The organism is Comamonas sp. BIGb0124, assembly GCF_003752175.1.
Classification (GTDB): domain Bacteria; phylum Pseudomonadota; class Gammaproteobacteria; order Burkholderiales; family Burkholderiaceae_C; genus Comamonas_F.
On sequence record NZ_RJVF01000009.1, the window covers coordinates 413182 to 439635 of the forward strand.

The following is a 26454-nucleotide window of genomic DNA, read 5'->3' on the forward strand; positions in this document are numbered from 1 at the left end:
AGCGCAACGGCCTGTCGGGCTGCGCGGCAGCCGTCGCGGTTCAGCGCATCAGCCGTGGCTCCGTGCGGGATCGGCGGATGCATCGTCGCTGGGCAGACCGAGCGACTGCGAGAGTTGGGGCGACTGCGCGGCCGCAGCCACGCCCTTGACGACATCGCCCACCACGATGATGGCGGGGCTGCCCAGGTCTTCGCGCTGCAGGGTGTCGACCAGTTGCCCGAGCTGTGCCACGGCGTGGCGCTGTTCGGGACGGCTGGCGTGCTTGACGATGGCCACGGGAGTGCTGGCGGGCAGGCCCGTGAGCAGTTGCTGCTGGATCTCGGCGGCATTGCTGATGCCCATGTAGATCACCAGCGTGAGCCGGGCCTGCGCGGCCGTGCGGGCCATCAGCGGCCAGTCCACGCCCTGGCCGGACTGGGCATGACCCGTCATGAAGACGACGCCGTGCGCATGGTCGCGGTGCGTCAGCGGCACGCCCAGGCTGGTCACGGCGGCCAGGCCCGAGGTGATGCCGTTGACGACCTCGACGCTCACGCCTGCCGCTTCGAGGTGTTCCTTTTCTTCACCGCCGCGCCCGAAGATGAACGGGTCGCCGCCCTTGAGCCGCACGACGCGTTCGCCTTCGCGCGCGGCCATGATCATCAGCTTCTCGATGAAGGCCTGGGGCGTCGACTTGCAGCCGCCGCGTTTGCCCACATGCACGACACGCGCGTCCGGATGGGCATACGCCAGGATCTCGTCGCTCACCAGATCGTCGACCAGCAGCAGCGTGGCTTGCCCGATGACGCGCACGGCCTTGAGGGTGAGCAGTTCCGGATCGCCGGGGCCGGCGCCGACCAGGGCGACGCCGCCGGAGGAGAGGTCGTGCGAAGAAGGTCTGGAGATGGCGTTCATGATGGGATGCCTTGCAGCGCGAGTTCGGCCGCATCGCCGTGCGACACCGGTGTGCCCGGCGCCTGCCCGGTGCGGATGGCGTCGCTGGCGCGGACGATCTGTTCGACTTGCTGGGTGATGGGAAGCGGCAGCGGCTGGCGGCCGGCAAGCACTTCGTGGATGTAGCCGGCGATGGCGGGCGCCGAGATGTCCCTGGGCCAGTCCGGCACCGTGGTGATGGGACCGGTCTGGGCCTCTTGCAGGCGGAAGCGCCGGCCGGCGATGAACGCATCGATCTGCTGGGTGCGGCGGGCATCGGCCACGACTTCGCCCTCGATGCCGCGCAGCAGCAGGGCATCGGCGGCGATCGTGGCATAGACCTGGGCCATCGAGATCAGGTATTCGGGATGGGTGTAGCTGCCCACCACCAACGCCCGGTCGGTGCAGGGGTTGAGCAGCTTGACCATGCTGTGCGCCGAGTTGCGCAGGCCCACCACGCGGCGCACGTCGAGCAGCCGGCGCAGCGCGGGCGACAGCACCTCGATGGGCAGGAAGTTGACTTCGTCGTCTCGCACATCGGCGACGTCGGCACGGGCGGCCAGCCCCATGGCGGCCAACACCTCTGCCGTGGTGGTGCGGCCTGGGTCGCTGCTCACGCCGTGGACGACGACACGGTAACCCCGGTCGACCAGCAACTTCGCCAGCAGCGGCGTCAGCACCGGCAGTTTGCGGGCCCCGTTGTAGCTGGGGAGGACCACGGTAGCGCGGCCGCCGGGCGAGGGCGGCACGAGGCTCATGCGGACCCGTGCGGCGTCGATGAAGCCGGCCATCTCGTCGGCCGTCTCGCCCTTGATGCGCATGGCCAGGCAAAAACCGCCGACTTCGAGGTCGGTGACCGCGCCATCGAGGACCTGGCCGAGCAGGTCCGTGGCCTGGTCGCGCGTGAGCGGGCGCGCGCCGTCCTTGCCGCGCCCGATTTCTTTGATGTAGTGGCTGATGCTCATGATGGGGGATATATTGTCTCGTAGTTTTGATTATTTTTGGTTATATGGCAAAGAGTGTTGTGTGGTCTCGACGCCCGCGGCACGGCCGCGCCGGCGCTGCAGCGCCGCGTTTTCAGAAGCCCCGTCGCGCCGTTGCGGGCCGGTGTGACCGGTCCCGTGCCGGCGGCACAAGACGGCGCCTTGCCGTGTGGCTTCAGTACACATCTCGAACATACCGTTTCTCGCGTGCGAGCTGGCTCAGATGGGCCTGCGCAGCTTCGTCGGACAGCTTGCCGTGCTGCACCAGCACGTCGCGCAGCGCCTGATCCACGTCGCGGGCCATGCGGCTGGCGTCGCCGCAGACATAGACGTGGGCACCCTGGTTCAACCAGTCGCACACGGCTGCTCCATGCTCGCGGATGCGATCCTGGACATAGATCTTGTGGGCCTGGTCGCGCGAGAAGGCGGTGTGCAGGTGGTGCAGCACGCCCTGGTTTTGCCAGGCTTCGAGTTCGTCGCGGTAATAGTAGTCCTCGGCGGCATGCTGCTCGCCGAAGAACAGCCAGTTGCCGCCCGTCGCGCCGCTGGCGGCACGTTCCTGAAGAAACGCGCGGAACGGTGCGATGCCCGTGCCCGGCCCGATCATGATGATGGGGCGGCTGGGGTCGGCGGGCACCCGGAAGTGGGCCGAGCGCTGCACGAAGACATGCAGGAGCTGGCCCGGCTCGCTGTCGGCCAGCCAGCCCGAGCACACGCCGGCACGCGACTGGCCCTCGGCGGTGTAGCGCACGGTCGACATCGTCAGATGGACCTGCCCGGCATGCACGAGAGGGCTCGACGAGATCGAGTACAGGCGCGGCTGCAGGCGCTTGAAGTGCCCGAGTGCCTCGGCGGCCGCGCCGGTGGCGGGGTAGAGGGCCAGGACGTCGGCGATGTTGCGGCCCCGCAGCCAGACGGCCAGGGCTTCCTTGCGTGTCGGATCGAGCAGGTGGTCCAGTTCGGCGCTGCGGTTGCGTTGCTGCAGCCAGCGCAGCAGCTCCAGGCCGGGGCGGCCGATGTCGACATGGTGGCTGAGCGCATCGCGCCAGGTGCGGGGTGCCGGCGCATGGCCGCTGGCCGGCAGCGCGAGCGGGGGCAGCGGAGCGCCGCCCTCGACGCCCAGCGCCAGCAGCAGCGCTTCGACGGCCGGCGCCGCATTGACCGGCCACACGCCGAGCGCATCGCCGGCTTCGTATTGCAGGCCGCTGTCGGCCGTGTCGATCACGATCTGGCGGGTCTCTTTCGACGAGCCGGCGGCATTCAGCACACGGTTGCCGTGCAGCCGAGCGGTCACCGGGTGGTCGCGGTGGGTTCCGGCTGCGGGCTGCTTGCGGGCGGCGCTGGTCTGCGGGCTCGCCGCCACGGCGGCGGAGGGAGCGGGCGCGTCTGCTGCCGCGGCCGGCGCCGACAGGCACCTGACCATGGTATTGAGCCAGGTTTCGGCCGTCTGTTCGTAGTCGGGCTCGCAATCCACGCGTTCGGCCAGCCGCTGGGCGCCCACGGTGTTCAGTCGGGCATCGAGGGCACGGCCGTAGCCGCAGAAATCCGAGTAGCTCGAATCGCCCAGCGCCAGCACGGCGTAGCGCAACTGGTTCAGCGGCGCGCCTTTCCAGTTGTCGAGCAGCGTGTGCAGGGTGCCTGCGTTGTCGGGGGCTTCGCCGTCGCCGAAGGTGCTGGTGACGATCAGCAGATCGTGGGTGGCCGCCAGGGCCGCGGCGTCGAGGCTGCCCAGCTCGACGTGGCGCGGTGCCAGGCCGGCGGCCGTGAGGACTTGCACGCATTGGCTCGCCAGCGCCTGTGCGTTCCCGGTCTGCGAGGCCCAGGCCACGGTCAGCGCCCGCGCTGCGGCCGGCGGGCGGGGGCCGTGGTTGGCCGTTGCGGCGGGCTGGTCCGGTCCGCCGCCCAGCAAAGCGGCGAGCAGGCCTTCCACGTACAGGCGCCGGTGTGTAGCCAACGGGGCGTCCGCAGGCAGGGCGGGACGGACCGAGGGACGAAGTTCCAGGCCGCGCACGAAGCCCTGCAGATAACGCTGTTCGTCGGGCGAAAAGTCGGGAGGCGGCAGCGAGGAGAGGCCCAGGCCATGGGCCAGCAGCGCGGGGGTCGCACCGGCGGAGGCAGAGGCCGGGGGCATGGCGGCCTGCGTGGCCCCGGCGTACAGGCTGTCCGGCAAGGCGCCGTCCTGCTGTGCGGCGGTGGCCATGGCCGCAGCGGCCGGGGTGGCGGTCGACTCGGCACGGTGGGCCGTGGGGGGCTGCTCGTTCATGGGGGCGGTCTCGTCGTCGGGCAGGAGGGCGGTGTCGAGCGGCGTGAGCGACACGGCGGCATGCTTGAGCTCGGGTTGCAGCGAGATCGGGTCGCAGGCGTCGCTGGTCAGGGCATTGATGCACAGGTCCTGGCCAAACACGTCGTTCCAGTGCATGGGGGTGAAGACCTGGCCGGGCTGCACGCGGTCGCTCAGGCGGGCGGGCAGCACGGCCTGTCCGCGCCGCGAGGCGAGCCGCACCGGCTGCCTGTCGCGGATGCGCAGCGCTGCGGCGTCTTGCGGATGGATCTCGACGAACGGCGCGGGGTTCAGCTTGTTGAGGGTGCCGACCTTGCCCGTCTTGCTCAGGGTGTGCCACTGGTGCTGAAGGCGGCCGGTGTTGAGGACGTGAGGGTACTGCTCGTCCGGCAGCTCGCTGGGCGGCAGAAAGGGCCGCGCCAGGAAGCGTGCCTTGCCGTCGGCGGTCGCAAAAGACAGGCGCGGCGCCTGGGCCTGCGCGTCAAGTCGCAGGGTCTGGCTGCGGCCGTCGTTGAGGTAGCGGATGGGGTGGCGGGCATGGCCGGCCTTGGGCGGGCAGGGCCACTGCTGCGGCGACTCGCGCAGCAGGGCATGGCTGGTGCCGCGGATGTCGTACCCCGTGGCCGGATTCCAGGCCTGCTTGATCTCCTCGAACACCTCGGCCGCGCTGGCGTACTCGAACGCCGCCCCATGGCCCATGGCGCGCGCCACGCGGGCAATCAGTTCCCAGTCGGGCAAGGCGTCGCCGGGCGCATCGACGGCTTTCGGGGCCAGCGTGAGGTTGCGCTCCGAGTTGATCATGACGCCGTCGCCCTCGGCCCACAGCGCGCCGGGCAGCAGGATGTCGGCATAGCGGTTGGTTTCGGTGTCGAGGAAGGCGTCCTGCGTGATGACCAGTTCGGCGGCCTGCAGGCCGGTTATGGCCCGGGCGCGGTTGGGCACCGTGGCCACCGGGTTGGTGCAGATGATCCAGCAGGCCTTGATGCGCCCGTCGGCCAGGGCGTCGAACATCGCCACCGTGCCTTGTCCGCCTTCGGTGCGCAGGGTGCCGGGCGGCAACTGCCAGAGCCGCTCGACGAAGGCCCGGTCCTCGGGCACCAGAGCCGAGCGCTGCCCTGGCAGGCCGGGCCCCATGTAACCCATTTCGCGGCCGCCCATGGCATTGGGCTGGCCGGTCAGCGAGAACGGACCGCTGCCCGGCCGGCAGATGGCGCCCGTGGCCAGGTGCAAGTTGCAGATCGCGTTGGTGTGCCATGTGCCGTGCGTGCTCTGGTTGAGGCCCATGGTCCAGCAGCTCATCCATTCGGGGGATTCTGCGATCCACTGTGCCGCCAGGCGGATGTCGGCTTCGTCCAGGCCGGTGAGGCGGGCCACGGCCTCGGGGGTGTAGTCGGCCAGAAAGACCGGCATGTCCGACCAGCCTTCGGTGTGGCGGGCGATGAAGTCGTCGTCGACGTGGCCGCCGGCGGCCAGCAGGTGCAGCAGGCCGTTGAGCAGCGCCAGATCGGTGCCGGGGCGGATCTGCAGATGCAGATGGGCCTTGTCGGCCGTCGCCGTGCGCCGGGGATCGACCACGATGAGTTTGGCGCCGGCCTTGACGCGCTCCATCATGCGCAGGAAAAGGATCGGATGGCAGTCGGCCATGTTGGCGCCGGCCACAAAGAACAGCTGGCTGCTTTCGAAGTCCTGGTAGGAGCCGGGCGGGCCGTCCGAGCCCAGCGACAGCTTGTAGCCGCTGCCCGCGCTGGCCATGCACAGGCGGGAGTTCGACTCGACGTGCTGGGTGCGGATGTAGCCCTTGGCCAGCTTGCTGGCCAGGTACTGGGCCTCGAGCGACATCTGGCCCGAGACGTACAGCGCCACCGCATCCGCGCCGTGCGTGTCGATCACCGCCTGCAGGCGCCGGGCCGTTTCGGCGATGGCATGGTCGAGTTCCACGCGGACCGGCTCGTGCTGGCGTTCGCTGCGCAGGTAGGCCTGGGCCAGCCGGCCCGGCGCATCGATCGGCTGCGCGCAGGTCTGGCCCTTGGTGCACAGCCGGCCGAAGTTGCTGGGGTGCTGCTTGTCACCCGAGACCTTGATCACGCGGCCCTGCCGGACCTCCATGACGATGCCGCAGCCCACGCCGCAGTAAGGACAGACGGATTTGACTTCGGCCATGGCGCGTGCTCTCCGTGTGCGTCAGCTGCACAGGTAGACGGTGCCGTCGCGCTCCTGCACGGCATAGGTGCGCAGCGGCGTGTCCGGATTCTCGAGGCAGGCACCCGTGCGCAACTGATAGTGGTGCTTGTAGATGGGCGAGGCCACCACGGGCTCGCCGCCGAGGTCGCCGACGATGCCGCGCGAAAGCACGTTGGCGCCGCTGTTGGGATCATGGTTGTCGATGGCGTACAGGCGGTCGCCGGCCAGCCGGAAGATGGCCACCTGCCGTCCTGCCAGCAGGGCGCAGACGCCGGTATCCGGCCAGATGTCGTCGAGCCGGCAGATGGCTTTCCAGTTGTCGGATGGGAGTGTTGCGGCTGCGGTCATGGGGGATGTCCTGGAATTCGGCCCCGCTCTGAGGCGGGGCGGTGTGCGTATCGAGAGGCCCGTGGAAATAAAAAAAGGCGTCCGCAGCACGACCATCCCGAGGGACGGTGAACTGCGGACGCCTTTGTCCTTGAAACCGCACGACGCCGTTGCCATGCCTGTTCCATGCCTCATGACAAGCAAGTTCGATGCCATGCCCGATTCACGGGTGCACGGCCCGGTTGCACGAGAAAGGCCTCGTGCCGAGGCCTTTCATGAATGGGATTGGTGCATGGGCGATCCAAGATGGTGCCTGCGCCGGCCCCGATCCGGAGCCGCCGCGGCTGCGCCCGCGGACGTTCAGGCCGCCTTCTCGACGTGGCCTTGCCGGGTGTACAGGAAATCGATCACGGCCTTGCGGTAGTGCTGGTAGCGGCTGTCCTCTGCCAGGCTCACGCGGTCGCGCGGCCGCGGAAGCTCGACGCGCAGCACTTCGCCGATGGTCGCGGCCGGGCCATTCGTCATCATCACGATCTTGTCCGAGAGCAGCACGGCTTCGTCCACATCGTGCGTGACCATCACCACCGTCGACTGCGTCTGCGCCACGATGCCGAGCAGTTCGTCCTGCAGCTTGGCGCGGGTCAAGGCATCGAGCGCGCCGAAGGGTTCGTCCATCAGCAGCACCTTGGGCTCCATCGACAGGGCCCGGGCGATGCCCACGCGCTGCTTCATGCCGCCCGAGATCTCGCCGGGCCGCTTGTGTGCGGCATGCGACAGGCCCACCATCGCCAGGGCCGCCGCCGTGCGGGCCTTGAGCCGTGCCTTCGATTCGGTCTTGCCGAACACCCGTTCCACGGCCAGGTGGATATTGCCTTCGCATGTCATCCAGGGCAGCAGCGAATGGTTCTGGAACACCATGGCGCGATCCGGACCCGGTCCCGCGATCTCCTTGCCGGCGGCGATCAGCGTGCCCTGCGTCGGCAGGGTCAGGCCGGCGATCAGGTTGAGCAGCGTCGATTTGCCGCAGCCCGAGTGGCCGATCAGCGCCACGAACTCGCCCTTGGCCACGTCCAGGTCGATCTCGCGCAGGGCCGGGAAATTGCCCTTCGCGGTCTTGAAGGTCTGTGCGACGTTGCGGATCTCGATGTATTTGCCGTCGTTCATGGTCGTCTCCTCAGGCCTTGCTGTCTTCGAAGGTGAATGCCGATGCCAGCTTGACCAGCGCCGCCTCGAGCACCAGGCCGACGATGCCGATCACGAAGATGGCGATGATGATGTGCGCGACATTGAGGTTGTTCCACTCGTCCCACACCCAGAAGCCGATGCCCACGCCGCCCGTCAGCATCTCGGCGGCCACGATCACCAGCCAGGCGGTGCCCACGGCCAGCCGCACGCCGGTGAGCATGTAGGGCAGCACGGCCGGCAGCAGGATCTGCGTGGCGATCTTCCATTCCGACAGATCGAGCACCCGGGCCACGTTCATGTAATCCTGCGGCACCCGCTGGACCCCCACGGCCGTGTTGATCACCATCGGCCAGATCGAGCAGATGAAGATGGTCCAGATGGCCGCCGGATCGGCCGACTTGAACACCAGCAGCCCGATCGGCAGCCAGGCCAGGGGCGAGACCGGGCGCAGCAGGCTGATGAGCGGATTGAACATGCGCGAGAGAAAGGTGAAGCGGCCGATCGCGAATCCGAGCGGAATCCCCACCAGCGCGGCCAGCCCGAAGCCCAGACCGACGCGCTGCAGCGACGCCAGTACGTTCCAGCCGATGCCCTGGTCGTTGGGCCCGGCGCGGTAGAAGGGATCGGCAAACAGCGTCACGGCCGCACCCCAGGTCTCGACCGGACCGGGGATGCCGCCGCCCGTCTGGGCCACCAGCTCCCACACCAGCGCCAGCAGCGCGATGCCCAGCGCGGGCGGAAGCAGGCGCATGGCCAGTCGGTGCAGGCCGGCCAGCAGGGCCGGGCGGGGAGGGCTGTCGGCAGTGACCGCCGCAGCGGTCGGCATGGTGGGAAGGGCGGCCATGGCGCAGGCGCTTTCGTCGGAGGTTGAGGGCGAAGCCGGACGGACGGCTGGCGCCTTGTTGTGAAGCGCCGCGCCGGGGCCCTTGGGCTCGGTGGCGAGGGGGTCCAGGGGACCGTGGAAGACTGCACTGACCATGTCTGGCTCCTGGTGAGAACGAGGAAGAGGTGTCCGCCGGCTGGCGAACTTGCAAGGATCAGGCCTTGATCGCGAACGAGTCGGCGTAGGCCTTGGGGTTCTTGCCGTCCCAGACCTTGCCGTCCATCAGCGTGCTGCTGCGCATGTCGGAGGCCGGCAGCGGCGCCTTGGCGGCGGCAGCGGCTTCCTTGTAGATGTCGATGCGGTTGACCTGCCGGGCCACGCCCACATAGTCCGGGTGCTCGGACAGCAGGCCCCAGCGCTTGTGCTGGGTGAGGAACCACATGCCGTCCGAGAGATAGGGGAAGGACGTCGCGCCGTCGCCGTAGAAACGCATGGGGTGCTTGTCGTCCCAGCTCTTGCCCAGGCCGTTGCTGTATTTGCCCTGGATGCGGCTTTCGATCGCCTCCACGCTGGTGTTCACATACGAACGCGTGGCGATGGTCTTGGCCATTTCGCTGCGGTTGGCCGCGCTGGCATCGATCCATTTGCCGGCCTCGATGATGGCCGCCGTCACGGCGCGAGCCGTGTTGGGATGGGCTTTCACGAAGTCGCCGGTCGTGCCCAGCACCTTTTCGGGGTGATCGGGCCAGATGTCCTGCGTGGTGGTCGCCGTCACGCCGATCTTGTCGAGGATGGCGCGTTCGCCCCAGGGTTCGCCGACGCAGAAGCCGTCCATGTTGCCCACCCGCATGTTGGCCACCATCTGGGGAGGCGGGACCACGATGTTCTTGACGTCCTTGAACGGATCGATGCCCGCGCTGGCCAGCCAGTAGTACAGCCACATGGCATGGGTGCCGGTGGGGAAGGTCTGCGCGAAGGTGTACTCGCGGGGCTCGCTCTTGATCAGCTTGGCCAGGCTGGCGCCGTCGACCGCGCCCTTGTCGGCCAGTTTCTGCGACAGGGTGATGGCCTGGCCGTTGTTGTTGAGCGTCATCAACGTGGCCATCTCCTTCTTGGGACCGCCCACGCCCAGGTGCACGCCGTAGATCAAGCCGTACAGCACGTGCGCCATGTCGAGCTCGCCGTTGACCAGCTTGTCGCGCACGCCGGCCCAGCTCGCTTCTTTCGAGGGCACGATGGTCACGCCGTACTTCTTGTCGATGCCCAGCACCGAGGCCATGACCACGCTGGCGCAATCGGTCAGGGGGATGAAGCCGATCTTGACCTCCTGCTTCTCGGGTTTGTCCGAGCCGGCCGCCCACACGCCGTGGTGGCCGAGGCTGGAGAACAGGGCCGCACCGCCGAGCGCGGCCGAGCGCCGGATGAACTGGCGGCGCTGTGGCTGGACGGGGGGCGTGGGCGGGTGGGGCTGTGTCATGAAACGCACTCCTGGCTGGGCAAACGGGGAAGAAAAGAGAACCGGAAAAACAAAAACGGCGCCCATCGACCGCACGCCTCGAAGGGCGAGCAGCCAATGGACGCCGTTGTCCAAAGTGTCGAGAGGCCGATGCCCATACGCTGGGCACCGACGACGGGTGTCACGTGTCGGTCCGACCGCCTTTGGCCGGTGACGCAGCCAGATCAGCAAATTGCGTGCCATGGCGGTATGCCCCGGGAAACCCTCGCCAGACCCCTTCGGGCACCGGAAAACCGCCCCGGCGGCCCAGCGCGGTGCATCGATGCTGGCCCGTGGTGCAGGCCTGGGGGCCGAGCGGGCACGCCGCCGGTGCATGGTTGTTGTAGGCCGTACACAGCCTGGCGATCGGCAAGGCAGGCAAGCTCAGGAAATAACCTGAACCGATGCGCGGTTCACATTAGCGCTTTATCATTAAATTGGTGGGTCAAAGTGTCTGGCCTGCGTTGGCATGCGAGCCTGTGTCGATCCGACCTGTCTCGAGCCGTGCGCATCGTCCGCCTGGCCCGCCTGCAAACCAAGAAGCCCGGCCACTGTCGCATCGGGCCTGTCCTAGGGGGATCCTTCCATGCTCAACGGCAGCTACAACAGCCTGTTGGTTCTTTTTTCGCTGGCCGTCGCCATCCTCGCGTCCTACACCGCGCTCGACCTGACGGGGCGCATCGCCACCACACACACCAGCGCGGCCCGTTGGTGGCTGACCGGCGGGGCGTGTGCCATGGGCATCGGCATCTGGTCCATGCATTTCATCGGCATGCTGGCTTTCGATCTGCCGATCGCCCTCGGTTACGACCCTCTGATCACCGTGGGCTCGCTGCTGCTGGCCATTGCCTCCTCGGCATTCGCCCTGTGGCTGGTCACCCAGCCCGATCTGCCGCCGGCGCGGCTGGCCGCCGGGGCGCTGCTCATGGGCAGCGGCGTCGCCGGCATGCACTACATGGGCATGGCGGCCATGCGCATGATGCCGGGCATCGTCTACGATCCCTGGCTGTTCGCCCTGTCCGTCGTCATCGCCATCGCCGCCTCGGGGACCGCGCTGTGGATGGCCTTCAAACTGCGCCACCGTGTCCGCCACGTGGGGGCCATGCGGGCTGCTGCGGCGTGCGTCATGGGCGTGGCCATCGTGGGCATGCACTACACCGGCATGGCCGCCGCCGACTTTCCTCTCGGCAGCATCTGCGGCGCCGCCGGTCCGGGCAACGGCACCGACGCCAACTGGCTGGCCCTCACCATCATCGTGTCGACGCTGGCGGTGCTCGCCATCGCGCTCATCACCTCCGTCCTCGACCTGCGTCTCGAGTCGCGCACCTCCATGCTGGCACGCTCGCTGGCCGACGCCAACCAGGAGCTGACCTACCTGGCCCTGCATGACAACCTCACCAAGCTGCCCAACCGGGTGCTGCTGGAAGACCGCCTGGGCCAGGCCATCGAGACCGCCCGCCGCGAGCGCACGCGTTTTGCGCTGATGTTCATGGACCTCGACGGCTTCAAGGCCGTCAACGACGCCTACGGCCATCCCGTGGGCGACGAACTGCTGGTGCAGGTGGCCGCGCGCATCTCGGCCAACGTCCGCGCCAACGACACGGTGGCCCGGGTGGGCGGAGACGAATTCGTGCTGGTGGCCACGGTCGACGACCCCGCTGACGCGGCCACGCTGGCCGACAAGCTGATGGCCGTCATCCGCCAGCCCTATGCCGTGTCCGGCCATGCCTTCAACGTCTCGACCAGCATCGGCATTGCGGTCTACCCCGGCAACGGCGACACCCTGCACGAACTGCTGACCAATGCCGATGCGGCCATGTATCACGCCAAGGGGCAGGGCCGCAATGCCTACTGCTACTTCGAGGCGTCGATGAATGCCAACGTGCAGGATCAGGTGCTGCTGCTGCAGGACCTGCGCATGGCCATCGACCGGGGGCAGCTCGAACTGCACTACCAGCCCAAATTCGTCTCGCCCGACGGCCCCATCACCGGCGTCGAAGCGCTGCTGCGCTGGAGTCACCCGGTGCGAGGCATGGTCGCGCCGGACCAGTTCATCGCGCTGGCCGAAAAGACCGGCTTCATCGTCGCCATCGGCGACTGGGTGCTCGACGAGGCCTGCCGGCAGATCGCCGAGTGGCGCAGCCAGGGCCGCGCCGACTGGACCATGGCCGTCAACCTCTCGGCGGTGCAGTTCGGCCACGCCGCCCTGATCGACACCGTGCGCGCCACGCTCGAGCGCCATGCGCTGCCGCCGTCCTGCCTGACGCTCGAGATCACCGAATCCACCGCCATGCGCGACGTCACGGCCAGCCTGGCCATCCTGCAGCAGTTGCACGACATGGGCGTGCGCATCTCGATCGACGACTTCGGCACCGGTTATTCCAGCCTGCTCTATCTCAAGCGGCTGCCGGCCAGCGAACTGAAAATCGACCGGGGCTTCGTCCGCGAGCTGGCGCGCGACACGGAAGATGCCGCCATCGTCTCGGCCATCGTCGCTTTGGGCCACACGCTCAATCTGAAAATCGTGGCCGAGGGCGTGGAGACCGCCGAACAGCAGGATTTCCTGACCCGGGTCGGCTGCGATGCCCTGCAGGGCTACCTGCTGGGCCGGCCCATGCCGGCGCACCGGTTTGCCGCGATCGAGAGCGTGCCCGACGTGCTCGCCGTGCGGGACGACGTTTTGCCGTCCACCCGCACCGCCGGGGAAGAAACCGGGCCCGGCGCCGCACCGTCCAGCACGGTGATCCTCGCCACGCCCGCCGCCCTGGCCTAGGCGCCAGAAAAGACCGCCCTGACGGTGCGCAGGCTTCAGTTCTTGCCGGTCGTCAGGTAGTTTTCCAGCGCCAGCACCGACTCGGCGACCTCGATCAGCCGCCGGTTCTGCTCCATGGCCGTCTGGCGCAACATCCTGTAGGCCGCTTCTTCGGTCAATTGGCGGTGGGCCATGAGCAGGCCCTTGGCACGTTCGACCACCTTGCGTTCGTGCAGTGCCGCACGCACGGTGTTGAGTTCGTCGCTCATGCTCTGCAGCCGGTGCGACTGTTCCTGCATCATCTCGAGAATGGCGCGCTCCATCTGCGGGCCGTAGCCGTGCAGGTTGCTCAGCACGCCGGCGCCGGCATTCGTGCCGGCCGACCGCACCGGGTCGCCGCTGTCGAAGAACGCCGCCAGCGGCACCGCTTCGGCTGCAGCCCCCGAAGCCGAGGGCGGTGCCGACGGCATGTCCTCCTGCTGCGCCAGCGCCTGCAGCACCCGCTCGTGCGCCAGCAGTTCGCCGCGCGCCTGGCTGATCTTCTGTTTGCACAACTGGCGCAGTTGCTGAGCCAGAAAGTCTTCCACCTGTTTCATCGCGTCGATGCGCCGGGTGCAGCAATCGAACCAGGACGTGCTCTGTTCGGCATCCAGCCGGCTGGCCTGGCCGGCCGTGCAGGCGATACGGCGCATGCGTTCGAGATCGGCCAGCGTCTGCCCCGCCTGGCTGGTGCGCCACAGCGACAGGGCCTCGTGGTCGGCAAAATTGCCGAAGGTCTGCAGGCAGCGCTCCTGTGCGTCGATCAGGTTCAGCAACTGCTGCTGCTGGGTGCTGCTGGCCTGGCCCGACGCGAAGATGGCCGCGCCGGCGGCACGTTCCTGCCCGGCAATCTCCTTGCCCTGCATGAAATTGAAATACGCCACCAGCAGGCGGGAGATCTCCGGATCGGTCGCGCTGTCGGCGGCCTCGAACACCACGGCCAGCAGGCTGGCGATCAGCTTGATATAGGCGGCGATCACCTCGCTCGGTGCCAGTGCCAGGCCATCCACGCGCTGGCGCAGGCCGGCCAGCGCGTCCAGGCCATGCAGGGCGTAGGCGATACGGCTGAACAGGCGCGCGCGGCTGCCCGGGTAACCGGCCTGCGGCTCGAGCTGGTCGAAGCAGGCGCGGGCATCGCGCACGGCCTGGTCGCTGGCGGCGATCAAGCGGCGCCGTTGCTCGGCAAAACGCTGTCCGCCCGAGGCCACGAACAGGTTCGACGCACCGCGCTCGCGTTGCAGTTCGTGCACCAGTTGGCCCAGCACATGCGCCAGCGCACTGGTGCCGGCGAGTTGCTCGAGCTCGTCGATTTCGCATTGCCTGGCCGCAACCAGGAAGCTCAGTCCGGATTTCATTGTCGTGGGGTCACTCGGTCTGCAGAGGGGGGCGATCGGTCGCCGACCGCGAATCTGGCTGCATGTTATCCGCAGCCTGGGATAATCCAGGCTTTGCAACATCCATGCCCCATGAGAGTCCTCGGCATTGAATCCTCCTGCGACGAAACCGGCGTCGCCCTGGTGCGTACCCGGGGCGGCGGGCTCGTGCCCGAATTGCTGGGCCACGCCCTGCACAGCCAGATCGCCATGCACCAGGCCTACGGCGGCGTGGTGCCCGAGCTGGCCAGCCGCGACCACATCCGGCGTGTCCTGCCGCTGACCCGCAATGTGCTCGAGCAGGCCGGGGCAGAGCTCGATCAGATCGATGTCATCGCCTACACCCGGGGGCCGGGCTTGGCCGGTGCGCTGCTGGTCGGCTCCGGCGTCGCCTGCGCGCTGGGTCTGGCCCTGGGCCGGCCCGTGCTCGGCATCCATCATCTCGAGGGTCACCTGCTGTCGCCCTTCCTGAGTGCCGATCCGCCCGAATTTCCCTTTGTGGCCTTGCTGGTGTCCGGCGGGCACACCCAGCTCATGCGGGTCGACGGCGTCGGCCGCTACGAACTGCTGGGCGAGACCATCGACGACGCCGCCGGCGAAGCCTTCGACAAGTCGGCCAAGCTGCTGGGCCTCGGTTATCCCGGTGGACCGGCCCTGTCGCGGCTGGCCGAACAGGGCGATCCCAAGGCCTTTGCCCTGCCGCGCCCTCTGCTGCACAGCGGCGATCTCGATTTTTCTTTCGCCGGCCTCAAGACCGCCGTGCTCACCCAGGCCCGCAAGCTGGGTGCCGCCCTCGACGATCCCGCCTCGACGGCCAAGGCCGACCTGGCCGCCTCGACGCAGGCCGCCATCGTCGACGTGCTGCTGCGAAAATCCATGGCCGCACTCAAGCAGACCGGCCTCAAGCGCCTGGTCGTGGCGGGCGGTGTCGGTGCCAACCGGGCCTTGCGCGAGCAACTCAACGCCGCCTGCCAGCGGGGAGGCATCCGGGTGCACTATCCCGAACTGGCTTTGTGCACCGACAACGGCGCCATGATCGCCCTGGCCGGCGCCATGCGCCTCGAGGCCGGCATCCAGGCCCCCAGCCACGACTACGCCTTCGACGTGAAGCCGCGCTGGCCATTGGACATGGCGTTGCGCACGGCCTGATCCGCGCGTCCGCACCACCGGGCCGGAACCGGCCCCGATGCAAAAAACCCCCGTCGGCCGCAAGGCCACGGGGGTTTCTGTCAGAGAGCCGAAGCTCGCCTGGGCGAGTCCCCAGCAGGACCGCGCGGGCCCCGCCGGTCACGGCCTCACGAGTTGCTGTCCTTCAACTGCGGCAGTGCAGCGCTGCCGTCGCTCGACAGCAGTCCGGCCTGCACGTAGATGCCCAGCTTGGCCCGCGTGTCGACGATGTCCAGATTGCGCATCGTCAACTGGCCGATACGGTCGGCCGGCGAGAACGGGGCGTCCTCGACCTTTTCCATCGACAGGCGCTCGGGCGCGTAGGTCAGGTTGGCCGATTCGGTGTTGAGGATCGAATAGTCGTTTCCGCGGCGCAGTTCCAGCGTCACTTCGCCGGTCACCGCACGCGCCACCCAGCGCTGGGCCGTTTCGCGCAGCATGATGGCCTGCGGATCGAACCAGCGGCCCTGGTAGAGTAGGCGGCCGAGCTTGAGGCCGTTCATGCGGTACTGTTCGATGGTGTCCTCGTTGTGGATACCGGTGACCAGGCGCTCGTAGGCGATGTGCAGCAGTGCCAGGCCAGGCGCTTCGTAGATGCCGCGGCTCTTGGCTTCGATGATGCGGTTCTCGATCTGGTCGCTCATGCCCAGGCCGTGGCGGCCGCCGATGCGGTTGGCTTCCAGGATGAGGGCGACCGGATCGCTGAAGCTCACGCCGTTCAGGGCAACCGGATAGCCTTCCTCGAAGCGCACGGTCACTTCTTCGGCCTTCACGGCCACGTCGTCCTTCCAGAACGCCACGCCCATGATCGGGTTGACGATGCGGATGCCGCTGCTGAGGTGCTCGAGATCCTTGGCCTCGTGCGTGGCGCCCAGCATGTTGCTGTCCGTGCTGTAGGCCTTCTCGGCGCTCATCTTGTAGCCGAAGCCTTCCTGGGTCATGAAGGCCGACATCTCGGCGCGGCCGCCCAGTTCGTCGATGAACAGCTGGTCCAGCCAGGGCTTGTAGATCTTGAGCGACGGATTGGTCAGCAGGCCGTAGCGGTAGAAACGCTCGATGTCGTTGCCCTTGAAGGTCGAACCGTCGCCCCAGATGTTGACGTCGTCTTCCTTCATGGCGGCCACCAGCATCGTGCCGGTCACGGCCCGGCCCAGCGGCGTGGTGTTGAAGTAGGTGATGCCGGCCGTGCTGATGTGGAACGCGCCGGCCTGCAGCGCGGCGATGCCTTCGTGAGCCAGTTGCGAGCGGCAGTCGATGAGACGGGCCTGCTCGGCACCGTATTCCATCGCCTTGCGGGGGATGGCATCGTAGTCGGGCTCGTCGGGCTGGCCCAGGTTGGCCGTGTAGGCGTAGGGCAGGGCGCCCTTGTTTTTCATCCAGCGCAGCGCGGCGCTGGTGTCGAGGCCGCCAGAGAAGGCGATGCCGACTTTTTGGCCCTTGGGCAGGTTTTGCAGAATGGTGGCCATGGCGGGGTCCAGGGTTCTATCGGGTGGAAGGGGATCAGCCGTAGTGGCAGATGTAGCTGAAGGGCTCGCCATGCACGCGGATGTCGAACGACGAGTTGCCGGGCACATCGAACTTCTCGCCCACGCCGACCTTGATCCAGGCATCCGAGCCCTTGAGCTTGTATTCGCAGGCGCCGCCCACGCATTCCATGATCTCGGGCGCGCCCGTGCCGAAGTTCAGTTCGGCCGGCAGCACCACGCCGACCGATTTCTGGGTGCCATCGGGGTAGGTGAGGTTGTGGCTCACACACTTGCCGTCGAAATACACGTTGGCACGGGTCGTGACGGATACGCCGTCGATTTTCTCTGTGGTCATGGCTGCTGCGCTTTCAGCGAAACGGACGAAAAGGCCGGCAACGTGCCGGCGAAAAGCGGATTTTAAAACTCTTGCGGCCCGTTGCCGAAGATGCGGCCCCGATTCGGGTCTGGACAGGCCGGCTTTCCGGCGCCGTTCACCGTGTTTTCGGGGGCGGCTCAGGGCTGCCGGCGCGGCTGACCGGCCCGGTGGCCTGCGCTGCCCGGACGCGCTCAGACGCGGCTGGCCCAGTCCTCGGCGTCGAAGCCCACGGTCACCGCGCCGTCGTCCCACTCGACCACCGGCCGCTTGATGGTGCTGGCGTGGGCCAACATCACCTGTGCGGCCGAGTCCGCGTCGACCACGCCCGTTCGCGTGGCCTCGTCGAGCTGGCGCCACGTCGTGCCGCGGCGGTTGAGCACCCGTTCCCAGCCCTGAGCCGTCAGCCAGCCTTGGAGCGCTTCCGCAGGGACGCCCTGTTTCTTGAAATCGTGGAACGTATAGGCCACGCCCTGGTCGGCGAGCCAGGCGCGTGCCCGCTTGACCGTATCGCAGTTGGGGATTCCGTAGAGCTGAGTCATGCGTCGATTATGGATCTTGAAGTGCGTGACAATTGCCGCTTCTGTCACCCTTTCCATCTGGGGCGCGGTCGGTGCCGCCGCGCGTCAGGTCCCGGACCATGAACAATCTGCAAGACTGGCTCGCCTATTGCGAGCGCATCCACCCCCAGACCATCGAACTCGGACTCGATCGTGTCCGCCAGGTGGCCGAACGGCTGGCGCTGCGCTTCGACTGCCCGGTCGTCACGGTCGCCGGCACCAACGGCAAGGGTTCGACCTGCGCCATGCTCGAGGCCATCTACATCCAGGCCGGTTACCGCACGGGGCTCTACACCTCGCCCCACCTCGTGCACTTCGAGGAACGCTGCCGCCTCGACGGCGCCATTGCCGATGCCGAGTCGCTTGTCCCCCATTTCGAAGCCGTGGAGCAGGCTCGCCTGGCAGGCACCGAAATCAGCCTGAGCTATTTCGAATTCACCACCCTGGCCATCATGCGCCGCCTGGCAGAGGCCCAGCCCGACGTGGTCATCCTCGAGGTCGGCTTGGGCGGCCGGCTGGATGCGGTCAACATCATCGACACCGACTGCGCGATCATCACCAGCATCGACATCGATCACCAGGCTTTCCTGGGCAACGACCGCGAAACCATCGGCCGCGAGAAGGCCGGCATCATGCGTGCGGGCGTGCCGGCCATCGTGGGCGATCCCATGGCCCCCGACAGCATCTTCGAGCACGCCGCCGCCATCGGTGCCGACCTGTGGCGCTTTGGCCACGATTTCAACTTCTCGGGCGACAAACAGCAGTGGAGCTGGGCCGGGCGTGGACGGCGTTACGCCAGCCTGGCCTATCCGGCGCTGCGCGGCGCCAACCAGCTCATCAACGCATCGGGCGCGCTGGCCGCGCTCGAAGCCTTGCGCGACCGCCTGCCCGTGGCGGCCCAGGCCGTGCGCATGGGGCTGGCACTGGCCCAGGTGCCCGGCCGTTTCCAGATCGTGCCGGGCCAGCCCTCGCTGGTGCTGGATGTGGCCCACAACCCGCATTCGGTGGCGGCGCTGGCGGCCAACCTCGACGCCATGGGCTTTTTCCCGACCACCTTTGCCATCCTGGGCGTGATGGCCGACAAGGAGTTCGAACCCATGCTGCGCAGGATGGCGCCGCTGGTCGACCACTGGATCTTCACCGATCTCGACACCCCGCGTGCGGCCACGGCCGCCGACGTCCGCGACTACTGGAATGCCCTGGCGCTGCGTCCCGAGGTGCCCGTCGAAACCGCAGCCACGCCGCAGGCCGCCCTCGAACGGGCCGTGGCTCAGGCAGAGCCCGCTGATAGAATCGTCGTCTTTGGCTCGTTCTACACGGTTGGTGGTGTGCTTCACGATGGCGTGCCTCGCCTCGATGCTCCGCATTTCACGGCCCCGAACACTGACTCATGAGTTTTTTCAAGTTTCGCCAAGGTGGCGCGGACGCCCCAGCGGCCCCGACGCCTGGCAAGAAACCGCGCGGCAAGGCCGCTGCCGCCCCGACGGAAAGCGTTGAAGTCATGCGCCGCCGGGCCCGGCATCGTCTGATCGGCTCGGTGGTTCTGGTGCTGGCCGCCATCGTCGGCTTCCCGCTGGTCTTCGACACCACGCCGCGTCCTGTCTCGGGCGATATCGCTATCGAAATCCCCAGCAAGGACGTCACGGCCCCGCTCGCGCCCGCGGCCCCTCAGGCCGGCAACGGCCTGGATGCCGGCGAAGAAGAAATCGTCGCTCAGGCGCCAGCTGCCGCACCGGCACCGAGCGCGCCGCCCGCGCCCGCCGCCCCTCCCGCACACAGTCCCGCTCCGGCCGCGCCTGCTCCGTCGCCTGCACCGGCCCCGACGCCCGCGCCGCGCCCGGAACCGGCCCGCCCCGCAGCGCAGACACCCGCACCTGCACCTGCACCTGCACCCACGGCCCCTCGCACCAGCGATGCCGATCGTGCCCGTGCCTTGCTCGAAGGGCGCGCCCCTGCTGCCGCGGCACCTGCCGCCGCTGCCGAGACCGGTGCCCGTTTTGTGGTTCAGGTGGGTGCCTTCGCCGACCAGAACAAGGCACTCGAGGTGCGCCAGCGCATCGAACGCTCGGGCCTCAAGACCTATACCCAGGTGGCCCAGACGGCCGATGGACCGCGCACCCGCGTTCGTGTCGGACCGTTCGCCAACCGGGGCGAAGCCGATCAGGCCGCCGGCAAGATCAAGGCGCTGGGTTTTCCCACCAGCGTGCTGAGCCTGTGAGCGAACGCTCGACCTGAAGGCCGGCGCCGTGGCTGCACTCGACTGGATTGCATTGGCTGTCGTCGTCGCGTCGTCTCTTGTAGGCGCGTGGCGCGGCCTCATCTTCGAGGTGCTGTCGCTGGCCGGTTGGGTGCTCGCATTCGTGGCCGCCTACTGGTGGGCCACCGATCTCGCGGCCCTGCTGCCCATGGGCGACAGCAGTGCGGCATGGCGCCTGGCGGCGGCGTTCGTGCTCATCTTTCTGGGGGTGGTGTTCGTCGTCAGCCTGTTGGCCAGCCTGCTGCGCAAATTGTTCACCGCCATCGGACTGAGGCCGTTGGACCGGGCATTGGGAGCCGTGTTCGGCGTCGCCAGGGCAGGGCTGCTGTTGCTTGCACTGGCCGTGGCGGTACGCCTCCTGGGGTTGGGCCAGGAGGACTGGTGGCAGAGCGCCCGCAGCGCGGCCTGGCTGGAGCAGGCCCTGGTGCAGCTCGAGCCCTGGATGCCCCAGGCGTTCTCGGACTTCCTGAAGCCCGACGACGAGACGGCGCCGGGGCTTCTGCCGCGCGACGGCCGGCAACCGGAGCGGCCGGTGTTGCGTTTGCCGGTCTGATCCGGGGGGGCGGGAGAACAGCGGGGTCGGTCGCCGGAGACAGGCCCCAGAGCGGACAAGCTGAAGAGTTGATCAATCCGAGTGAACCTGGATGCCTCGCCGGCATCGAAGACCAGGGCATTCCGACTGCGCAATTTTTTCGATGGGACTTAAATCATGTGTGGCATTGTTGGTGTGATCAGTAGCAGCCCTGTGAATCAGCTGATCTACGATTCACTCTTGCTTTTGCAGCATCGGGGCCAGGACGCTTCTGGCATCGTGACGCAAAAAGACCGTAAATTCTTCATGCACAAGGCCAAGGGCATGGTGAAGGACGTCTTCCGGACCCGCAACATGCGCGGATTGCCCGGCAACAGCGGCATCGGCCAGGTGCGCTACCCCACTGCCGGCAACGCCGACAGCGAGGAAGAGGCACAGCCCTTCTACGTCAATGCGCCCTTCGGCATCGTCATGGCGCACAACGGCAACCTGACCAACGCCCACGCCCTGCGCCAGGAGCTGTTCAGCACCGATCACCGCCATACCAATACCGAGAGCGACTCCGAGGTCCTGGTCAACATCATTGCCCACGAACTCGAGAAGAACACCCGGGGCATTCCGCTGACCGTCGACAACGTGTTCGATGCCGTCGCCGGCGTGCATGCCCGCCTCAAGGGCTCCTATGCCGTGATCTCGCTGATCGCCGGCCACGGTCTGCTGGCTTTCCGCGATCCGTACGGCATCCGCCCCCTGTGCATCGGCCGCGCCGCCGACGGCTCGGTCATGCTCGCCAGCGAATCGGTGGCCCTCGAAGGCACCGGTTTCCAGCTCGAGAGAGATGTGGCGCCTGGCGAGGCCGTGTTCGTTGCCCTCGACGGCACGCTGCACACGCGCCAGTGCGCACCGTCGTCGCAGCTCTATCCCTGCGTGTTCGAATTCGTCTACCTGGCCCGTCCCGACTCGGTGCTCGACAGCATCTCCGTCTACCAGGCTCGGCTGGCATTGGGCGAGGGGCTGGCCAAGCGCCTGATCTCCAAGGTGCCGCCCAACGAGATCGACGTCGTCATCCCCATTCCCGAATCCAGCCGTCCGAGCGCGATGCAGCTCGCACAGCTCATCGGCAAGCCCTACCGCGAGGGTTTCGTCAAGAACCGCTACGTGGGCCGCACCTTCATCATGCCCGGCCAGCAGGTCCGCAAGAAGTCCGTGCGCCAGAAGCTCAATGCCGTGGCCAGCGAGTTCAAGGGCCGCAATGTGCTGCTGGTCGACGACTCCATCGTGCGGGGCACCACCAGCCGCGAAATCGTGCAGATGGCTCGCGAGGCCGGTGCCAAGAAGGTCTACCTGGCCAGCGCCGCGCCGCCCGTCCGTTACCCCAACGTCTACGGGATCGACATGCCCACGGCCGAGGAACTGGTGGCGCACGACCGCACGGTCGAGGAAATCCAGGCCATCATCGGTTGCGACGCCCTGATCTACCAGGACGTGGACGCCATGAAAAAAGTCCTGCGTGAACTCAACCCCAAGCTCAGCGGCTTCGATGCCTCGTGTTTCGACGGCATCTACGTCACCGGCGACGTCAACGCGGCAGACATCGCTCGCATCAACGACAACCGCGTGCAGGTGAGCCTGGACGACGAGGCATCGATCGACGCCAAGGCCTGAGCACACGGGCATTCGGGCGCCGGCACATCCTGGCCGGCGCAAGACAACGGCTGAACTGGCATCCAGGTCAGCCGTTGGCGCTTGATCGGTTGCCAACCGCCCGTTTCCCGATACAGACTCCGACATACAGAGATCAATAGACAGATAGAAAGACACACGTGATGAGCACTTCCGCCGAAACCCGCAAGGTCCGTACACGTTTTGCACCGTCGCCCACCGGCTTCATCCACCTGGGCAACATTCGTTCGGCCCTGTATCCCTGGGCCTTTGCGCGCGCCACGGGCGGTGAATTCATCCTGCGCATCGAAGACACCGACGTCGAGCGTTCCACCCAGGCCGCAGTCGACGTCATCATCGAAAGCATGGACTGGCTGGGCCTGAACTACGACCAGGGCCCGATCTACCAGATGCAGCGCATGGACCGCTACAAGGTGGTGCTGGCCGAACTGCTGCAGGCCGGCCTGGCCTATCCCTGCTACATGTCGCAGGCCGAGCTCGACGTGTTGCGCGAAAAGCAGATGGCCGCCAAGGAAAAGCCGCGTTACGACGGCACCTGGCGCCCGGCCCCCGGCAAGGTGCTGCCCCCGGTGCCCGAAGGCGTCAAGCCCGTGCTGCGCTTCAAGACCCCCGAGAGCGGCGTGGTCGGCTGGGACGACAAGTGCAAGGGCCGCATCGAATTCCAGAACACGGAACTCGACGATCTCGTCATCGCCCGTCCCGACGGCACCCCCACGTACAACTTCTGCGTGGTGGTCGACGACATCGACATGGGCATCACCCATGTGATCCGCGGCGACGACCACGTCAACAACACGCCGCGCCAGATCCACATCTTCGAGGCCCTGGGCCAGCCGACGCCCATCTTTGCCCACCTGCCCACGGTGCTCAACGAGCAGGGTGAAAAGATCAGCAAACGCAACGGCGCCAAGGCCGTGACACAGTACCGAGAAGAGGGTTACCTGCCCGATGCCATGGTGAACTACCTGGCCCGCCTGGGCTGGAGCCATGGCGACGACGAGATCTTCAGCCGCGAACAGTTCCTGTCATGGTTCAACCTGGACCATCTGGGCCGCAGTGCCGGACAGTTCGACGAGGCCAAGTTGCGCTGGGTCAATGCCCAGCACATCAAGGCCATGGACAACGAGGCGCTGGCCAAGCGGGTCGAAGCCCACCTGACCCAGCGCGGACTGCAGGCCGACGCGCGCCTGCCCGCCATCTGCGCCTTGTTCAAGGACCGCTGCGACACCACCGTGGCGCTGGCCGACTGGGCTGCCGGCTTCTATGGCGAGGTCGTCATCCAGGATGCCGACCGGGCCCAATACCTGACTGAATCCATCAAGCCCGCCATCGCGGCCCTGGCCGAGAAGCTGTCTTCCCTGGAAGACTGGAACAAAATTGCAATTTCTGCGGCTTTCAAGGAAATTCTGGCCGCACATGGTCTTAAAATGCCGCACTTGGCGATGCCGGTGCGGGTGCTGACTCTTGGGACAGCACACACACCGTCGGTCGACGCGGTTCTCGAATTGGCAGGAAAACAAAAAATTCTCGCTGATTTGAAAAGAGCTTAAATATGTGTATATAATTCGAGTCTTCGCAGCAAACGATGAATACGAAACGGCAGCAAGCTAGCTTGAAGCTGAATCAGTCGGAAGATGTTGTGGATACGGGGGTATAGCTCAGCTGGGAGAGCGCTTGCATGGCATGCAAGAGGTCATCGGTTCGATCCCGTTTACCTCCACCAAAAATTAAAGTTGTCGATTCGAAAATGACTGAAAAGTTAGTGTAGAATTGATAGCAAGATAGAACGGAAGTTCTTAGGTTTTGACCCTATCGTCTAGAGGCCTAGGACATCACCCTTTCACGGTGAGTACCGGGGTTCGAATCCCCGTAGGGTCGCCAGATTTCACGAAAGTGAAGTAGGCACAAGTCGGTTGCACTTGGTCGCACAGCTCTAGATGTGCGGTGAACGCAATCTACCAGGAGTGGTAGTTCAGTTGGTTAGAATACCGGCCTGTCACGCCGGGGGTCGCGGGTTCGAGTCCCGTCCGCTCCGCCATAAAAATCAAAGCCCGTTACTCTGAAAAGGGTAGCGGGTTTTGTCTTTGTGCGCGTCATTCCGCGCGCAGAATCGGGCATCATCGTCACGATGGCCTCCGGTCCGGTGCGGCGGCGCTGCCAGGTCCGGACAACTGCTGCAGAATCCAGGTGTGCGACGATCCTCGTCGCGTCATTCGGCCTGCTGCGCCGCGGTCCTGGCGTCTTTGCTGGCGTCCGGGGCCAGTCCCCATTTTTTCGAAAACGACTGAGAACACACGTCACATGGCTCAATACGTCTTCAGCATGAACAAGGTCAGCAAGACTGTGCCGCCCAAGCGCCAGATCTTGAAGGACGTTTCGCTTTCTTTCTTCCCCGGCGCCAAGATCGGCGTGCTCGGTGTCAACGGTTCGGGCAAGTCCTCGCTGCTCAAGATCATGGCCGGCATCGACAAGGAGATCGAGGGCGAGGCAATCCCCATGCCTGGCTTGAACATCGGATATCTGCCGCAGGAACCTCAACTCGATCCCGCCAAGACCGTGCGCGAAACGGTCGAGGAAGGCCTGGGCGGTGCACTGGCTGCCAAAAAACGCCTCGAAGAGGTCTACAACGAGTACGCCGATCCGGAGGCTGACTTCGACAAGCTCGCCGCCGAGCAAGCCGAACTCGAAGCCATCATCGCGGCCGCCGGCAGCGAAAACACCGATCTGCAGCTCGAACTCGCCGCCGACGCCCTGCGTCTGCCGCCGTGGGAAGCGGCCATCGGCCCCCTGTCGGGTGGCGAAAAGCGCCGCGTCGCACTGTGCCGCCTGCTGCTGTCCAAGCCCGACATGCTGCTGCTCGACGAGCCGACCAACCACTTGGATGCGGAATCGGTCGACTGGCTCGAACAGTTCCTGCAGCGTTTCCCCGGCACCGTCGTGGCCATCACCCACGATCGTTACTTCCTGGACAACGCCGCCGAGTGGATCCTGGAACTCGACCGCGGTCACGGCATCCCGTGGAAGGGCAACTATTCCAGCTGGCTCGACCAGAAGCAGAATCGCCTCGAGCAGGAAAAGAAGGGCGAAGAGTCTCGCGCCAAGGCCCTGAAGAAGGAACTCGAGTGGGTGCGCCAGAACCCCAAGGGCCGTCAGGCCAAGAGCAAGGCGCGTATCGCCCGCTTCGAGGAGCTCAGCGATTTCGACTACCAGAAACGCAACGAGACCCAGGAAATCTTCATTCCCGTGGCCGACCGTCTGGGCAGCCAGGTCATCGAGTTCAACAACGTCAGCAAGGCCTTCGGCGATCGTTTGCTCATCGACGACCTGAGCTTCAAGATTCCTGCGGGCGCCATCGTCGGCATCATCGGCCCCAACGGCGCCGGCAAGTCGACGCTGTTCAAGCTCATCGCCGGCCGCGATACGCCCGATTCGGGCGAAGTGGTGGTGGGTTCCACCGTGAAGATGGCTTTTGTCGACCAGACGCGCGATTCGCTGGCCGGTGAAAAGACCGTGTGGGAAGAGATTTCCGACGGCCTCGACATGCTGCAGATCGGCAAGTTCCAGGTCGCCAGCCGTGCCTACTGTGGCCGCTTCAACTTCTCCGGCAACGACCAGCAGAAGCGGGTGGGCAACCTCTCCGGTGGCGAGCGTGGCCGTCTGCATCTGGCCAAGACGCTGATCTCGGGCGGCAACGTGCTGCTGCTCGATGAACCGTCGAACGATCTGGACGTGGAAACCCTGCGCGCGCTCGAAGATGCGCTGCTCGAGTTCGCCGGCACCGTGCTGGTCATCAGCCATGACCGCTGGTTCCTCGACCGCATCGCCACCCACATCCTGGCCGCCGAAGGCGAGTCGCAGTGGACTTTCTTCGACGGCAACTACCAGGAGTACGAAGCCGACAAGAAGAGGCGCCTGGGTGAAGAGGGTGCCAAGCCCAAGCGCATGCGCTACAAGCCGCTCAAGTAAGCGCGGCCCGACGCCATCGCGGAAACCCCCTTCGGGCCTCGAGCCCGGAGGGGGTTTTTTCATGGGCGACCGGAATGCGTCCCTGCCAGGAAACGGCCA

The 26454-nt window shown here is 66.7% G+C and carries 19 protein-coding genes and 3 tRNA genes; 11 read left to right on the forward strand and 11 right to left on the reverse strand.

Features of this window, described 5'->3' with window-relative positions:
- Positions 1-48 precede the first annotated feature (48 nt).
- The 7 genes from cobA to EC845_RS08110 all read right to left on the reverse strand — a co-directional run bounded on the left by cobA (position 49) and on the right by EC845_RS08110 (position 10169).
- Entirely contained in the window at positions 49-894 is an 846-nt protein-coding gene (cobA, locus tag EC845_RS08080; RefSeq protein WP_123296962.1) for a uroporphyrinogen-III C-methyltransferase, read from the reverse strand.
- The gene (gene ybiB / locus EC845_RS08085; RefSeq protein WP_123296964.1) at positions 891-1877 is read right to left on the reverse strand and encodes a DNA-binding protein YbiB; all 987 of its coding nucleotides are present in this window, start codon (positions 1875-1877) and stop codon (positions 891-893) included. Before ybiB ends, cobA begins: the two co-directional genes overlap by 4 nt.
- Positions 1878-2070: 193 nt before the next feature.
- A complete protein-coding gene (locus EC845_RS08090) occupies positions 2071-6336 on the reverse strand; it encodes a bifunctional nitrate reductase/sulfite reductase flavoprotein subunit alpha (RefSeq protein WP_123296966.1) in 4266 nt (1421 codons plus the stop codon).
- A 21-nt stretch (positions 6337-6357) separates the two neighbouring features.
- The gene (nirD, locus tag EC845_RS08095) at positions 6358-6705 is read right to left on the reverse strand and encodes a nitrite reductase small subunit NirD (protein ID WP_123296968.1); all 348 of its coding nucleotides are present in this window, start codon (positions 6703-6705) and stop codon (positions 6358-6360) included.
- Between the two features lie 339 nt (positions 6706-7044).
- Positions 7045-7848 (reverse strand): ABC transporter ATP-binding protein, encoded by an 804-nt coding sequence (locus EC845_RS08100; protein WP_123296969.1) that lies wholly within the window; start codon positions 7846-7848, stop codon positions 7045-7047.
- A 10-nt stretch (positions 7849-7858) separates the two neighbouring features.
- Entirely contained in the window at positions 7859-8848 is a 990-nt protein-coding gene (ntrB, locus tag EC845_RS08105) for a nitrate ABC transporter permease (protein ID WP_123296971.1), read from the reverse strand.
- A gap of 58 nt (positions 8849-8906) precedes the next feature.
- Positions 8907-10169 (reverse strand): CmpA/NrtA family ABC transporter substrate-binding protein, encoded by a 1263-nt coding sequence (locus EC845_RS08110; protein WP_123296973.1) that lies wholly within the window; start codon positions 10167-10169, stop codon positions 8907-8909.
- Between the two features lie 604 nt (positions 10170-10773).
- Here EC845_RS08110 and EC845_RS08115 point away from each other — a divergent pair.
- Entirely contained in the window at positions 10774-12960 is a 2187-nt protein-coding gene (locus EC845_RS08115; protein WP_123296975.1) for a bifunctional diguanylate cyclase/phosphodiesterase, read from the forward strand.
- Between the two features lie 35 nt (positions 12961-12995).
- Here EC845_RS08115 and EC845_RS08120 read toward each other — a convergent pair whose 3' ends face one another.
- On the reverse strand, positions 12996-14333 hold the full coding sequence (locus EC845_RS08120) for a nitrate regulatory protein (protein WP_123296977.1): 1338 nt from the start codon (positions 14331-14333) through the stop codon (positions 12996-12998).
- A gap of 111 nt (positions 14334-14444) precedes the next feature.
- Here EC845_RS08120 and tsaD point away from each other — a divergent pair, with 111 nt between their 5' ends.
- Complete coding sequence (tsaD, locus tag EC845_RS08125) at positions 14445-15500, forward strand: tRNA (adenosine(37)-N6)-threonylcarbamoyltransferase complex transferase subunit TsaD (protein ID WP_123296979.1); 1056 nt, start codon at positions 14445-14447, stop codon at positions 15498-15500.
- Between the two features lie 146 nt (positions 15501-15646).
- On the opposite strand, the gene argG is transcribed toward tsaD, so the two are convergent.
- The 3 genes from argG to EC845_RS08140 form a co-directional block, all read right to left on the reverse strand.
- Positions 15647-16984, reverse strand: a complete 1338-nt coding sequence (gene argG / locus EC845_RS08130; protein ID WP_123296981.1) for an argininosuccinate synthase — start codon at positions 16982-16984, stop codon at positions 15647-15649.
- A 34-nt stretch (positions 16985-17018) separates the two neighbouring features.
- Entirely contained in the window at positions 17019-17339 is a 321-nt protein-coding gene (locus EC845_RS08135; protein WP_123296983.1) for a pyrimidine/purine nucleoside phosphorylase, read from the reverse strand.
- A gap of 212 nt (positions 17340-17551) precedes the next feature.
- Positions 17552-17899 (reverse strand): ArsC family reductase, encoded by a 348-nt coding sequence (locus EC845_RS08140; protein WP_123296985.1) that lies wholly within the window; start codon positions 17897-17899, stop codon positions 17552-17554.
- A 98-nt stretch (positions 17900-17997) separates the two neighbouring features.
- On the opposite strand from EC845_RS08140, the gene folC reads away from it, so the two are divergent.
- The 9 genes from folC (at position 17998) to ettA (ending at position 26355) form a co-directional block, all read left to right on the forward strand.
- Positions 17998-19311, forward strand: a complete 1314-nt coding sequence (folC, locus tag EC845_RS08145; protein ID WP_123296987.1) for a bifunctional tetrahydrofolate synthase/dihydrofolate synthase — start codon at positions 17998-18000, stop codon at positions 19309-19311.
- A complete protein-coding gene (locus EC845_RS08150) occupies positions 19308-20135 on the forward strand; it encodes an SPOR domain-containing protein (protein WP_123296989.1) in 828 nt (275 codons plus the stop codon). The genes folC and EC845_RS08150 overlap by 4 nt, the downstream gene beginning before the upstream one ends.
- A gap of 28 nt (positions 20136-20163) precedes the next feature.
- Positions 20164-20727, forward strand: coding sequence for a CvpA family protein (locus tag EC845_RS08155; protein WP_123296991.1), 564 nt, complete (start codon positions 20164-20166; stop codon positions 20725-20727).
- 156 nt (positions 20728-20883) lie between these two features.
- A complete protein-coding gene (gene purF, locus EC845_RS08160; RefSeq protein ID WP_123296993.1) occupies positions 20884-22371 on the forward strand; it encodes an amidophosphoribosyltransferase in 1488 nt (495 codons plus the stop codon).
- Positions 22372-22532: 161 nt separating this feature from the next.
- The gene (gene gltX, locus EC845_RS08165) at positions 22533-23939 is read left to right on the forward strand and encodes a glutamate--tRNA ligase (RefSeq protein ID WP_123296995.1); all 1407 of its coding nucleotides are present in this window, start codon (positions 22533-22535) and stop codon (positions 23937-23939) included.
- A gap of 97 nt (positions 23940-24036) precedes the next feature.
- Positions 24037-24112, forward strand: a tRNA-Ala gene (locus tag EC845_RS08170).
- A gap of 82 nt (positions 24113-24194) precedes the next feature.
- A tRNA-Glu gene (locus tag EC845_RS08175) sits at positions 24195-24270 on the forward strand.
- An 80-nt stretch (positions 24271-24350) separates the two neighbouring features.
- Positions 24351-24427, forward strand: a tRNA-Asp gene (locus EC845_RS08180).
- A 263-nt stretch (positions 24428-24690) separates the two neighbouring features.
- On the forward strand, positions 24691-26355 hold the full coding sequence (gene ettA, locus EC845_RS08185; protein WP_123296997.1) for an energy-dependent translational throttle protein EttA: 1665 nt from the start codon (positions 24691-24693) through the stop codon (positions 26353-26355).
- Positions 26356-26454: the final 99 nt, after the last annotated feature.